This is a genomic window from Hominisplanchenecus murintestinalis, from assembly GCF_943193015.1.
GTDB classification, from domain to species: Bacteria; Bacillota; Clostridia; order Lachnospirales; family Lachnospiraceae; genus Hominisplanchenecus_A; species Hominisplanchenecus_A murintestinalis.
The window spans coordinates 1-13,320 of sequence record NZ_CALPCM010000023.1; the positions used below are offsets into that span (position 1 = coordinate 1).

General features: G+C 45.3%; 17 protein-coding genes. 1 reads left to right on the top strand and 16 read right to left on the bottom strand.

Annotated elements, in window-relative coordinates:
• Positions 1 to 57: 57 nt before the first annotated feature.
• Entirely contained in the window at positions 58 to 1,389 is a 1,332-nt protein-coding gene (gene der / locus NFR99_RS09175; protein WP_251353468.1) for a ribosome biogenesis GTPase Der, read from the bottom strand.
• 177 nt (positions 1,390 to 1,566) lie between these two features.
• Here der and NFR99_RS09180 point away from each other — a divergent pair, with 177 nt between their 5' ends.
• Positions 1,567 to 2,742, top strand: coding sequence for a ribose-phosphate pyrophosphokinase (locus NFR99_RS09180; protein ID WP_120482166.1), 1,176 nt, complete (start codon positions 1,567 to 1,569; stop codon positions 2,740 to 2,742).
• A 32-nt stretch (positions 2,743 to 2,774) separates the two neighbouring features.
• Here the strand turns inward: NFR99_RS09180 and pgeF are convergent, their stop codons facing one another.
• From pgeF to ylxM, 15 genes are all read right to left on the bottom strand, one after another.
• Positions 2,775 to 3,629, bottom strand: coding sequence for a peptidoglycan editing factor PgeF (gene pgeF / locus NFR99_RS09185; protein ID WP_251353469.1), 855 nt, complete (start codon positions 3,627 to 3,629; stop codon positions 2,775 to 2,777).
• Positions 3,630 to 3,676: 47 nt separating this feature from the next.
• Positions 3,677 to 4,018 carry a YraN family protein gene (locus tag NFR99_RS09190; protein WP_135974729.1) on the bottom strand — a complete coding sequence of 114 codons (342 nt, stop codon included), beginning with the start codon at positions 4,016 to 4,018 and terminating at the stop codon, positions 3,677 to 3,679.
• Between the two features lie 18 nt (positions 4,019 to 4,036).
• Positions 4,037 to 4,795 carry a ribonuclease HII gene (locus NFR99_RS09195; RefSeq protein ID WP_251353470.1) on the bottom strand — a complete coding sequence of 253 codons (759 nt, stop codon included), beginning with the start codon at positions 4,793 to 4,795 and terminating at the stop codon, positions 4,037 to 4,039.
• Positions 4,796 to 4,803: 8 nt separating this feature from the next.
• The gene (lepB, locus tag NFR99_RS09200; protein WP_120482174.1) at positions 4,804 to 5,382 is read right to left on the bottom strand and encodes a signal peptidase I; all 579 of its coding nucleotides are present in this window, start codon (positions 5,380 to 5,382) and stop codon (positions 4,804 to 4,806) included.
• A gap of 78 nt (positions 5,383 to 5,460) precedes the next feature.
• Complete coding sequence (gene ylqF, locus NFR99_RS09205; RefSeq protein ID WP_251353471.1) at positions 5,461 to 6,300, bottom strand: ribosome biogenesis GTPase YlqF; 840 nt, start codon at positions 6,298 to 6,300, stop codon at positions 5,461 to 5,463.
• Between the two features lie 22 nt (positions 6,301 to 6,322).
• Positions 6,323 to 6,892: a signal peptidase I gene (gene lepB / locus NFR99_RS09210; protein WP_120482178.1), complete on the bottom strand. Its 570-nt coding sequence runs from the start codon at positions 6,890 to 6,892 to the stop codon at positions 6,323 to 6,325.
• Positions 6,893 to 6,967: 75 nt separating this feature from the next.
• Positions 6,968 to 7,318, bottom strand: coding sequence for a 50S ribosomal protein L19 (rplS, locus tag NFR99_RS09215; RefSeq protein ID WP_120482180.1), 351 nt, complete (start codon positions 7,316 to 7,318; stop codon positions 6,968 to 6,970).
• Positions 7,319 to 7,435: 117 nt separating this feature from the next.
• A complete protein-coding gene (locus tag NFR99_RS09220; protein WP_120482182.1) occupies positions 7,436 to 8,875 on the bottom strand; it encodes a C39 family peptidase in 1,440 nt (479 codons plus the stop codon).
• A gap of 9 nt (positions 8,876 to 8,884) precedes the next feature.
• Positions 8,885 to 9,619: a tRNA (guanosine(37)-N1)-methyltransferase TrmD gene (gene trmD, locus NFR99_RS09225; protein ID WP_120482184.1), complete on the bottom strand. Its 735-nt coding sequence runs from the start codon at positions 9,617 to 9,619 to the stop codon at positions 8,885 to 8,887.
• A gap of 10 nt (positions 9,620 to 9,629) precedes the next feature.
• Positions 9,630 to 10,136: a ribosome maturation factor RimM gene (gene rimM / locus NFR99_RS09230; RefSeq protein ID WP_120482186.1), complete on the bottom strand. Its 507-nt coding sequence runs from the start codon at positions 10,134 to 10,136 to the stop codon at positions 9,630 to 9,632.
• 18 nt (positions 10,137 to 10,154) lie between these two features.
• Positions 10,155 to 10,979 (bottom strand): C40 family peptidase, encoded by an 825-nt coding sequence (locus NFR99_RS09235; RefSeq protein ID WP_251353472.1) that lies wholly within the window; start codon positions 10,977 to 10,979, stop codon positions 10,155 to 10,157.
• An 84-nt stretch (positions 10,980 to 11,063) separates the two neighbouring features.
• Positions 11,064 to 11,294, bottom strand: a complete 231-nt coding sequence (locus NFR99_RS09240) for a KH domain-containing protein (RefSeq protein ID WP_120482190.1) — start codon at positions 11,292 to 11,294, stop codon at positions 11,064 to 11,066.
• A gap of 17 nt (positions 11,295 to 11,311) precedes the next feature.
• On the bottom strand, positions 11,312 to 11,557 hold the full coding sequence (rpsP, locus tag NFR99_RS09245; protein ID WP_120482192.1) for a 30S ribosomal protein S16: 246 nt from the start codon (positions 11,555 to 11,557) through the stop codon (positions 11,312 to 11,314).
• Between the two features lie 44 nt (positions 11,558 to 11,601).
• On the bottom strand, positions 11,602 to 12,948 hold the full coding sequence (gene ffh / locus NFR99_RS09250; protein ID WP_135974719.1) for a signal recognition particle protein: 1,347 nt from the start codon (positions 12,946 to 12,948) through the stop codon (positions 11,602 to 11,604).
• Positions 12,949 to 12,951: 3 nt separating this feature from the next.
• A complete protein-coding gene (gene ylxM, locus NFR99_RS09255; RefSeq protein WP_120482196.1) occupies positions 12,952 to 13,269 on the bottom strand; it encodes a YlxM family DNA-binding protein in 318 nt (105 codons plus the stop codon).
• Positions 13,270 to 13,320 lie beyond the last annotated feature (51 nt).

Here is a 13,320-nt window from a genome sequence, read left to right on the forward strand (position 1 = left end):
GCACATTGGCTTTGAGCAGGTTAAAGCTTTAGTGGCATAGGCTTATTGTGCAATTTTTTAAATTTGCTCATTTATAGTTCTTTCCCTATAAATAAATCGCAGGGGCGTGCCCTGGAACCCAAAGGTGTCCCGAAGCTTATTTTCCAGATATCTGGTATAAGAAAAATGTGTCAACTGCTTGTCATTGACAAAAATCACAAAAGTCGGAGGCTTTACGGATACCTGGGTAATATAATAAAGCTTCAGCCGTTTTCCCTTATCGGAAGGCGGCTGCTGCAAAGCCACGGCTTCCGTCAGGATTTCGTTCAGCACGCCTGTCTGAACCCGCATGGCCTGGTTCGCCAGCACCATATCGATTTTTTCAAACAACTTTGGCAGCCTTTTTCCTGTTTCTGCCGAAATAAACATAATTTCGGCATACGGTATGAAAGAAAGCGTCATCCGGATTTTCTCTGTATATCTGTAAATCGCCTTATCGTCCTTTTCAACAGCATCCCATTTATTTACCGCAACGATAATTCCTTTTCCTCTCTCATGAGCAATGCCTGCAATCTTGGCGTCCTGCTCTGTTACACCTTCCGTAGCATCTATTACTACGACTACCACGTCTGCTCTGTCCACTGCCGTCACCGTGCGGATAATACTGTAACGTTCCAGTTCTTCCTTAATCTTGCTTTTACGTCTCAGACCTGCCGTATCGATAAACACATACTCTTTGCCATCCCACACAATATCCGTATCAATGGCGTCCCTGGTGGTTCCTGCTATATCAGATACAATCACCCGTTGTTCCCCAATCAGCTTGTTTATTATAGAAGATTTGCCCACATTTGGCTTTCCTACTATCGCAATCTTCGGCCTGTCATCCTCTTCTTCCTCAAACTCTTCCTGATTGAAATGCTCTGTTACGATGTCCAGCATATCACCGATACCAAGTTTCGCATTTGCCGATACCGGAACCGGGTCGCCGATGCCAAGGTTATAAAATTCATATACGTCAGCCATCATCTTCACAAAGCTGTCTACTTTATTTACCACCAGTACGACCGGCTTCCCGGAGCGCCGCAGCATATCTGCCACTTTTGAATCAGAATCTACCAGGCCCTGCCTGACATCCGTCATGAAAATAATCACATCTGCAGTATCTATGGCTATCTGCGCCTGCTCCCGCATCTGCGCCAGAATCACATCGCTGGTGTCCGGCTCAATCCCCCCGGTATCAATCAGCGTAAAAGTCATATTCAGCCATTCCACATCCGCATAAATGCGGTCCCTGGTAACCCCGGGCGTATCTTTTACAATGGAGATATTTTCCCCAGCCAGCGCGTTAAACAGCGTGGACTTTCCTACATTCGGCCTTCCTACAATGGCCACAATCGGTTTACTCATATCTGTCCAACCTCCTATTCTCACCTATCATACTAAATCACCCGCAAAATTGCAATGAAATCTTAATGTTACTCTTCACGCAGCAGTAACGCAATAACATCTTGACTCTCCTTTATCAAAATGATATAACTAGATTTGAAAAATCTTGTCGAAACATATATTATTTTGGAGGTTAATATGCCAAACTTAGAGTCCTTATATAAGGCAATTCCCGTTGCACCTTTAAAAATCGCTGCGTTGGAGAGCAGCCTTCCCTTTGCCATGCAGGTACATCGACATCTTCTGGAGTACCGCCACAAAACCCCGACTCACGATATTCAGGATATTGCTTTTAAGGGATATTTAGAAGATAATTATCTCCTGGACTGCTCCTGTCCCCGTTTTGGAAGCGGCGAGGCAAAAGGCGTTATCCGGGATTCTGTCCGGGGCTGTGATTTATTTATCCTTGTGGACGTATGCAATTACAGTTTAACCTACACAGTGAGCGGACATCTTAACCATATGTCTCCGGACAACCACTATCAGGATTTAAAGCGTATTATTTCCGCTGCAAACGGAAAAGCACACCGCATCAATGTCATCATGCCCTTCATGTATGAAGGACGCCAGCATAAGCGGAGCAAAAGGGAATCTTTAGACTGTGCGCTTGCTCTTCAGGAACTGGTGGAAATGGGGGTCTCCAACATCATCACCTTTGACGCCCACGATCCCCGGGTACAGAATGCAATTCCTATCCAGGGCTTCGATTCGTTCATGCCCACGTATCAGTTCCTGAAAGCGCTGATTGACTCAGTACCGGATTTCAGGATAGACAATGACCATTTGATGATGATAAGCCCTGATGAGGGAGCTATGGGACGCGCCGTATATTTTGCCAATATTCTTGGCGTGGACATGGGTATGTTTTATAAACGCAGGGACTACTCTACGATTGTAAACGGTAAAAACCCCATCGTAGCGCATGAGTTCCTGGGTTCATCCGTAGAGGGCAAAGATGTGATTATCATTGACGATATGATTTCCTCTGGGGAAAGTATGCTGGATGTAGCAAAACAGCTTAAAGACCGCAAAGCAAAACGCGTTTTTGTATGTACAACCTTTGGCCTGTTTACAGATGGCATGGAGAAATTTGATGAATATTATGAAAAAGGCTATATTACCAAAGTAGTAACCACCAATCTCCACTACCGCCGCCCGGAACTGCTGGAGCGTCCTTATTACCAGGAGGCCGACATGACAAAGTACCTCGCCAGTATCATTGATTCGCTGAATCACGATATCTCCATCGGGCAGGTACAGGATACTACCGCAAAGATACACAAACTTCTGCAAAAATACAATCAAAATGTATAACAAAAAGGCTGGCGTCGTCACGCCGGCCTTTCTCAGCCGTTTTTCCGCAATCCCAGAAATGCAGCCAGATTCCCCCGCATCCCTTTTGATGCCCTGTGGGAATACAGGATTTCCGGGTTACAGCAGGTACATACATCCGTAACACTGATATGTTCCGGCAAAATACCGGATTCCAGAAATACCAGCTCATTCGCACGCCAAAGATTCAACTGGTATTTTCCATTTTCTTTTTTATAAAACAAAGAATCCCACTGTTTTTTCCTATACTGCTTCTGAAATGCTTCTATCACATCCGCACTTACCTCATAGCAGTCCTGGCAGATAGACGGCCCTACTGCCGCCAGGATATCCTCCGGACGGCTCCCATACTCCCGAACCATTGTCTCAACAGTCACTTTTCCTATTTTCCCTACGGTTCCTCTCCAGCCCGAATGTGACAAACCCACAGCATGTTTTACCGGATCAAGGAAAAACAAAGGCACACAGTCCGCATAAAAAGTCACCAACACCAGCCCCGGTACATCTGTGACCAGTCCATCCACATCCGTCCATCCCAGAGGCTTTGTGATCCCCCTGCCCCGGTCTGCCTCTTTTACAACCTGTACGTTTGTGGTATGTGTTTGCTGGGAAAGCACCATATCCTCTGATGAAACACCGATAGATTCGCCAATTCTCCTGAAATTTTCGTATACATGTTCCTCTGCGTCCCCTCTTCCGAATCCCAGGTTCATACTGGATAAATGCTCCCGGCTCACGCCGCCCAAACGAGTAGAAAATCCATGAACCGCCACTCCCGGCGCGTCCAGCATTGGGTATGCCAGGAACGGAACGGTTCCCGCATTTCGTATCTGAATGACTTCCTGTTTTCCTTTTCTTTTCAGCTCCATGTTTTCCCTCCAGCTATTTACCGCTCTTTTTGCTTTACGCCGGTTTCCTAGAATCCATCCTTCACCAGCACGGTATCCTTTCCCGTAATTCCCACTGCGTCAAATCTGCAGGGCGTTTCCGGCGGCAAATGGCGCGCCAGAAGATAATACTGGGCCACTTTACGGATAACCGTCTGTTTCCGGGCGTCCACTGCCTCCAGCGCATAGCCTTGGGTACTATCAGAACGGTATTTCACTTCTACAAACACCAGGTATCTCCCATCCCTGGCAACGATATCGATTTCTCCCAGCCTGCAGCAGTAATTGTATTCTATAATCTGATATCCCTGCTTTTCCAGAAAGTGCGCCGCATAGCGTTCATATTCTGCCCCGACTTTTCTTCTGTTCATACAATCGTCCTTTTCCTGTTATAAAAAATTTGAAATAAAGGATTGTCTATGGATAGGAGAAGGACCATATTTTTTAATCGCTTCAATGTGAGCGGCAGAACCGTAACCTTTATGGGATGCAAATCCATATTCCGGCATAGATTCATCATATTTTTTCATCAGCCTGTCCCTGGTGACTTTCGCAATTACACTGGCAGCCGCTATGGAAAGACTTTTTGCATCTCCCTTTATAATAGGAATTTGCCGGATATCCAGCCCCGGAATTGTTACTGCATCATTCAGCAGAACCTGCGGACGGACGGACAGCTTGTTCACTGCCTGACGCATCGCTTCATAGGTAGCCTGGAGGATATTTATCTCATCAATTTTCCCCGATTCCACGATACCCACTTCTGCTGCAACCGCTTTTTCCATAATTTCGTCATAAAGTACTTCTCTCTTTTTTTCGCTGAGCTGCTTGGAATCATTAAGCCACAGAATCTCACAGTCTCCCGGCAGGATTACTGCTCCTGCCACTACCGGACCGGCCAGCGGTCCGCGGCCCGCTTCGTCAATTCCGCACACATACCCCATATATCTGTACTGACGCTCATATTCCTTCATCTTCCAGAGACGTTCTTTCTCTTTTTCCAGTTTTTCCAGCTTTTTTTTGTATTGTTTAATCAAGCCGGAAACCCCGGCCCTGGAATCTTCCGCATAAAGTGCGAACAGTCCCCAAAGCTCTTCTGTTCCGGCTGATGCAAATTCGTGTTTAATTTCCGAAATCTTTTTTTCCATGTATCTCCTTATTGATGTTTCAACAGGCCAAAGCGTTCAAACGGCCAGATTCGTATAAATGCCCGTCCGATAATTTCCGAACGCTCAATATTTCCCACATCATCAAAACGGCTATCCTCGCTGTGGTTCCTGTTATCGCCTAAAACAAAATATTCGTCTTCGCCTAACTGTATCTGATCTGCTGCCCGTCCGCTGGTCAGCATCGTTTCTTTTCCATAATCTTCTTCCAGAATTGCCCCGTCAATATAAATTTCCCCGTCCCGAATCTGGACAGTTTCTCCCGGAAGCCCGATAATTCTTTTTATATAGTATGTATCCTCTTTATAATGATAAGGAAACACAATAATATCGAACCGTTTAGGATCTGTAAAACGGTAGGAGATCTTATCTACAATTAAATTATCCCCGTCAAAGAGCGTATTTTCCATGGAATGGCCGTCCACCTGTGTCCTCTGTCCTACATATCTCACTACCAAAAAGGTAATACACAATACAACGGCAATATATAACGCCATGCTCAATACTTCTTTCACCATATTCTTTGCCGTCCGCTCTCCTGTTTTTTCTTCTTTCTCCCCTGTACCCATAGTCCATCCTTTCTTTTACTTTATTATTTATACTCATTTTCCCCAAATTCTTTTAATACTTAACTCTAAGCAAAACTGTTACGGAAATTCGAGCGTAATTTTTCCAAGCCGCCCGCTCCGGAAATCATCTATTAAGATTGCAGCAGCTTTGGTGTAGTCCAGTTCATTCCCCTTTAAACGTCCGGCTCTGCTCTCTGCAATCTCGCCCAAGACAGAAACGACATCTCCCGATTCGCTGCAGCCATATCTCTCTTCCAGGCATCCTTGATAATGTTCCTTCAAAAATTTTATTAGTTCCAGGGCTAATTCATCCACATTCAAAATCTCGTCCCTGATGGAGCCTATCATTGCAAGATGCAGTCCTACTGTCTGATCCTCAAATTTCGGCCATAAGATTCCCGGTGTATCCAGCAGCTCCGTATTTTTATTCAGGCGAATCCACTGCTTTCCTTTTGTAACGCCGGGCTTATTACCTGTTTTCGCACAGGCTTTCCCGGCAAAAGTATTGATGAACGTAGATTTTCCCACATTTGGTATACCTACAACCATCGCCCGCACAGGACGGTTTTTTATCCCCCTGCGCCTGTCCCGTTCTATCTTTTCTTTGCACGCTTCCTGTATTGCGCCTTCTACAGCTTTGATTCCCGAGCCATTTCTAGAATTGACTTTGACCGTAAAATATCCTTTTGTTTTAAAATAAACCATCCATAGCGCATTGCATTCATCAGAGGCTAAGTCTGCTTTATTCAGCAGAATCAGCCGCGCCTTATTTTTTCCCAGCTCATCAATATCAGGATTTCTGCTGGATAAAGGCACCCTGGCATCCACCAGCTCAATCACCAGATCAATTAGCTTGATGTCCTCCTGCATCATGCGTTTTGCTTTTGTCATATGTCCGGGATACCATTGATAATTCATTCTGTAAAATCCTTTCCGTATACTAATCCACTAATCCAAAATGCGACATGGGAGATATAACACACCAGACTTTCCCTTCAATGTCTGATAAACTCACATTCCCCACATCTACAAAACGGCTGTCCTCGCTGCTGTCCCGATTATCACTCAAAACAAAATATTCAGAAGAATTCAATGTAATCTTTTTTTCTGCTATCCCTGCATTCCTTATGGGCATAATACTTTCGTCTTCCTCATACTTTTCATCGTTGATATAGATGGCTCCATCTTTTATCTGCACCGTTTCTCCCGGAAGCCCGATCACCCGCCGGATATAAGAACTATTGCTGCCATTTACCTTAAAGGCTATCACATCGCCTCTTGCGGGACTTTTTAATTTATACGAAAGTTCATTCAAAAGAACCGTATCACCACCGGCCAGCGTGGGATTCATGGACTGTCCCACATTTGTTCTGGTCTGCCCAAAGAAAAACACAACCACATAAGCAATCAGAACTACGACAAAAATCTGGAAAATCCATCCCAGTACTGCTTTGATTGCACTCTTTTTCTCTATTTCCTTGCGTTGCCGCCTTCTCCGTACTCTGCGCATATCTTCTACCTCAAAATACCACCTTAGTAGAAAACAGGGACAACTACTGCGAAAGTACTTGTCCCTGGTCCATTTTTATTTTACTAATTCTTTAACCTTGGCTCTCTTACCAACGCGTCCTCTCAGATAAGTCAGTTTTGCACGTCTTACCTTACCTCTTCTGACAACTTCCACTTTCTCTACATTCGGAGAGTGAATCGGCCAGGTTTTTTCTACGCCAATACCGTTTGAATTTTTCCTTACTGTAAAGGTTGCCCTGACGCTGCTTCCGCCCTGCTTTTTCAGTACAGTTCCTTCAAAAATCTGTACACGCTCACGGTTTCCCTCTTTAATCTTTGCATATACCTTTACCGTATCACCTACACGGAACTGCGGTACTTCTGCTTTCATCTGAGCAGCTTCAATGTTTCTGATAATTTCGTTCATTGTGTTCCTCCTTATATTTTCGGATGTTCTTAATACAGCTTTCTGTAACAGAGGACCATCTCCTTCTCACAACGCTGTTTATTTTACCATGACTTTCCGAAAAATGCAAGGAACTTTTCACTGTCTCGACAAAATATGGAAATACTCGCACCGGAGTGTCCCTTGCCCCAGGGTGGCAGCAGATACCCAGTCTCCGTAAATCGTTGTCGGCCGTTTACCGTAGATTGCAGAATCCAGTACCAGAAAACATCCATCTGAGCTGCGGTATCCTACAATTGCAATATAGTGTCCGGGAACCAGTGCAACTGCTACTCTTCCTTTGAGCAGATGTTGTTTTACTTTACTAAGGGAATAGGTTTTCCCATTGTGCTTAAAATGATACATCTTTCCGTATTTTTTTGCAAAATCCGGATACAAGGTGTCTGCTGTGCCCTGATTATAGAAGTAATGCCCCCGAGATACTGAAAATCTCGCTATCTTTGCAGGATTAATAAATTCCCCATTTAATGCGTACACTGCGTTTGTCAATGCCACAACCCCGCAGCCCGACGTAGAAATGGTACGCCTGGTGGGCCCCGCATAATAAGTAGAACCGCCCCATTTCGGATCATATTGTGAGAACACGATACTGCTCTCCTTTGTCGGTTTCCTGGAAATCTTTACAAATTTCCACTGCTGTGCCTTATCTTTTCGGAAAGCCGCTGCTGAAACCCTTCCTGACGCATAGCGCAGTCCTCTTCTGCTGTCCTTTGACTGGATATAGAAACATCCGCCGCTCCGCGACAGCTTCCACAGACAGCCGTCTTCCCTTGCCTTCAGCCGCCCCCCTGCATCTGTCAGGTTTCCTTTCTCTTTTAAAGGAGTAACCAGATAATAGCCGTCCGCTACATAACGCAGGCGAAATCTCTGCGTGCCTGCTTTCCTGTTTGCAGCAAGCTTAAACTTGCTGCCTCCCGTCTCACAGGTCAATGCCTTTGTCACAGCATTTCTTGGAGAAATCGTGTAAATACCATTTGCCAGAGGCTGGGTAGTCGTCTCCATAGAAAGCCTTACCATGCTTTGATGAGTGCTCGTTTTTATCCATCCCAGATAATATGCCGAACCGGAACGGAAAAGAACCTCCGTCCAACCGCCGCGCTCACTAACTGTCACACCGCCTGAGAACTGGGGAATCATTATGTACGGCGCTTTCACTGTAGGACGCCTGTACAGCGTCAAATCTGCATTTGCATAAGACACCTGATGCGCATACTCCGGATTATATACCAGCTTCGTCAAAGGAATCCAGCCCTTTTTCATGGTGTTGTCTTCCTTATACCGAATCTGCGCCGCATTTTTGCTAACTGCCACAACCTCACACTCTCCGTAAGACAAGACGCACATTTGCTCTGCTAATGTTTCATCTGTATAGACCGTGTATTTTTTCGATTGCCATCCGTATGCTTTCAGAGGTCTTGCATCCGATATGGGCGGATATGCCGCCGCAGCATCCATTGAAAAGCATATTCCGAACAGTAGGAAAAGGACTGCTATCAGCCCTCTGCACTTTTTCTGCATGTTTTCCTCCTAATCCTTCCTCCACATTTCATGTAGATACTTTTTATCTTTTTCACTCAATACCGCTGTTTCCAACAAATCCGGTCTCCGGACAGCCGTCCGGAGAAGGGACTGTTCCCGCCTCCATCTCTCTATATTTGCATGGTGCCCTGACAAGAGCACCTGAGGCACATTCTTTCCCCTCCATACTTCCGGACGGCTGTATTGAGGATGTTCCAGAAGATTGTCACTGAATGACTCTGTGCGCGCGGACTCCTCATTGCTTAGCACGCCGGGAACCATCCGGGAAATAGCGTCAATCATGACCATCGCAGGAAGCTCGCCTCCTGTCAGCACATAATCCCCAATAGAAACATAATCTGTAACAATCTCCTCCAGCACACGCTCGTCAATTCCTTCATAGTGTCCGCACAGGAACACCAAATTCTCCTCCCTCGCCAGTTCCTCAGCCATCTTCTGATGGAACACCTGTCCCTGAGGAGTAAGATAAACAACTCTGGGAGGAGATGCCATGTTCTCTTTTACTGCCTCATAAGCCCCGTACACAGGCGCTGCCTGCATCACCATACCCGCACCGCCCCCATATGGGTAATCATCTACTTTGTGGTGCTTATTTTCAGCGTAATCCCGAATATTTACCGCTTCTAGAGAAATCGTCCCTTTCTCCAGAGCCCGGCCGGTAATGCTGGTACCAAGCCCCTGCTGAATCATTTCCGGAAACAATGTCAAAACATAAAAATTCATAATTTTCTGTTCAAAGAAGCCCTTTTAAAAGATGAACCTGCATGTTCCTCTCCTCCATATTTACCTCAAGGATACATTCTCGTATTGCAGGAATCAAGACTTCCTTTTTGTCCTCCATCTCTACTACATATACATCATTTGCTCCTGTCTGCAGTACATCTTTCAGCAGACCTAAATGTCCGCCGTCTTCTGTATACACTGAAAGCCCTATCAAATCCGCAATAAAATACTCATTCTTTTTCAGCTTCACTGCATGCGCCCTGTCTACCAGAAGGCTTTTCTGTTTGTAACGCTCAATTTCATTGATGCTGTCATATCCTTTGAATTTCAAGATAACAAACTGCTTGAAAAACTTTACATGCTCAATTTCCATTTCCTGATAACCGTTTCCGGTGTCCATCAAAACCTGTTTCAACTTTTTAAACCTTGCAGCATCATCCGTCGTTGGGAAGACTTTCACCTCCCCGCGGATGCCATGAGTGTTTGTAATCACACCAACCTGCAGATACTCTTCCATATGTCGTACTCCTGTTCCCTAAAATCCCCGGATGCGCATCGCGCGCACGATCTTGCGGTTTCCATACTGTACCCGTTTGAGGCAGACGCCGCCATTCGGATAAACCATTCCGTAATGCCCGGAAGAATTAATCATAAATCCATTCCCTATATAAATTCCCACATGGTCGATAGGTCCGCTGGTATCATTCTTTAGATAAAACAGCAAATCCCCGGGCTTCAGCCTGTTCATCTGGCTTTTAGACAGGGTTCTCTGCGCCCGCTGATAAAAAATTTCATAACACGCTGCCTGAAGGTTATCTGTATGCGCCCAAGATACCAGATTTCTTCCTGCCGCCCGGTATACTGCCGCCACAAACTGCGCGCAGTCGATTCCATGGTCAAGCGACGCCCCCGGCATCACAAACGGAGTCCCCAAATATCGAAAACCTGTCTTAATCGCCGTATCAATAATCCTGTTCCCTGAATATTTCTTATTATATACAACTGCCAGCTTTACTTGCGTAGCCTGGATATATCCGGTAGTCCGTTTTCTTCCCTCATACATAAATACCGGAATCCAAGAAGTTTTTACGCCCTTTTTCAGCTTACTCCTGTCCACTGTAAGCGTTCCTCCGTAATTCAGCATCAGGTTCCATCTGCTGGAGTGTACGGATTTTTTCTTTCTCACCTTTACCCATTTATTGGTGGGATTGTATGCAAGAATCGTGTAATTCCGTCCCTTTTTCAAATACTTGTCCACATTTACTTTTTTCAGCTTTGCAGCGTCTGCTGTCATAGGCGTTATCGCCAAGATACACAGCACTGCCAGCAGAAAAATTGTCATTTTTTTCCTCTTCCCCATTTTTGTTACACCTCCTTTTTACATTATAACAAAAAAAATCCCGTTATGCACGAGATTTTTTTCTAAATTACATACTTCTTTCAATTATTGTAAAATGTCTACAATAATCTTCTTATCTTCCTTTGACGCTGCGGCTTTGATAACGGATCGAATTGCTTTCGCTATCCTGCCCTGCTTGCCAATCACCTTTCCCATATCTGAGGCTGCAACTTTCAATTCAAGCACGATAGCCTTTCCGGTATCCTTTTCTGTCACCACAACTTCATCAGGACTGTCAACGAGAGCTTTTGCAATTACTTCAACTAATTCTTTCATTACGCTCACCTTTCGTCCTATTTCTCAATTCCGGCTAATTTGAAAAGCTTGCTTACCACCTCTGTCGGCTGTGCCCCGTTTGCAAGCCATTTTTTTGCTAATTCCTCATTTACTTTAAACTCGCTTGGATCCGTATTTGGATTGTAAGTGCCGATTTCTTCGATACACTTTCCGTCTCTCGGGGATCTGGAATCAGCTACAACGATTCTATAGAAAGGAGCTTTTTTCTGTCCCATTCTTCTCAATCTAATCTTTACTGCCATTTTCTTTCACCTCCTTGGCTCTTATTTATATATTTCATTTTATGTCAAAAAGGAAGCCTGAACTTACCTCTTTTCCCACCTTTACCTCCCATCATGCCCGGGAGCTGTTTCATCATCTTGCGCATCTGTTCGAACTGTTTTACCAGTCTGTTCACTTCACTGATATCCACGCCTGCGCCTTTTGCAATCCGCTTCTTACGGGACGGGTTCAGGACATCCGGATTCGAACGCTCCTGCGGCGTCATGGATAAAATAATAGCTTCGATGCGTCCCATTTTTTTCTCGTCTATGGCTGACTCAATATCCGGCATCTTGTTCCCCATCCCCGGCATCATGCTCAGGATGCTGGATATACCTCCCATCTTCTTTACCTGGCTCATACTTTCCAGATAATCGTCAAAACCAAACTGGGCTTTCTTAAGCTTCTGCTCCATATCCCTGGCTTTTTCTTCGTCGATGTTCGCCTGGGCTTTCTCAATCAGGCTCATTACATCGCCCATACCTAAGATTCTGGAAGCCATGCGGTCTGGATAGAACTGCTCCAAATCTGAAAGCTTTTCACCCATACCCACAAACAAAATCGGTTTTCCGCAGGTCGCTTTAATAGAAAGCGCCGCACCGCCTCTGGTATCGCCGTCCAGTTTCGTCAGGATTACTCCATCAATCCCTATTTTCTGGTTGAACATATCGGATACATTCACGGCATCCTGTCCTGTCATGGCGTCTACCACCAAAAGCGTCTGATCCACATCCAGGGCTGTCTTGATATTCTGCAGCTCCTGCATCATATCTTCATCTACATGGAGACGTCCCGCCGTATCCAGAATAACTACATTGAAACCATGACTTTTCGCATATTCAACTGCGCCTTTCGCAATATCTACAGGGTTCTGCTTATCTCCCATGGAAAATACTTCCACACCCTGCTTCTCGCCATTTATCTGAAGCTGCTTTATTGCTGCCGGACGGTAAACATCGCAGGCTGCCAAAAGCGGCTTTCTGCCTTTAGACTTTAACTTCCCTGCAATCTTTGCAGTCGTAGTGGTCTTACCTGCACCCTGAAGCCCTGCCATCATAATAACAGTAATTTCACTGCCGGGACGGAGCGCAATCTCCGTCGTCTCGGAACCCATCAGGGAAACCAGCTCTTCATTTACAATTTTGATGACCATCTGACCGGGATTCAGCCCATTCATCACATCCTGGCCTACCGCCCGCTCCTGTACCGATTTGATAAACTGCCTGACTACCTTGAAACTTACATCCGCTTCGAGAAGAGCCAGCTTAACCTCCCTGAGCGCCGTCTTTACATCGGCTTCCGTCAGGCGGCCTTTGCTTCGCAGGCTCTTAAATACATTCTGCAATTTATCTGATAAACTCTCAAATGCCATCGCCTACAACTCCTCTAATATCTCGTCTGAAATCTGCTTAATTCGCTCCGGGTCATCTGCGGACATACGTATGTCTTCCACTTTTCCCTTTATCACCTGAAACTTCTCCACCAGATGCAGCTTGTCCTCATACTCGGCCAATATCTTATTACACCGCTTTATCATATCATGGACGCCTTGCCGGCTGATGCTTCTCGCTTCTGCCGCCTCCGTAAATGATAAATCACCGAAAACAACGTCTTCATAAATGATTTTCTGGTGTTCTGTCAAAAGTTCTCCGTAAAAATCAAACAGAAGTGTCTGCTCTACAATTTTTTCCATTACGACTCACCTTTGCTATAATATACGAAAGAAGGATTCTTGTCAAGTATT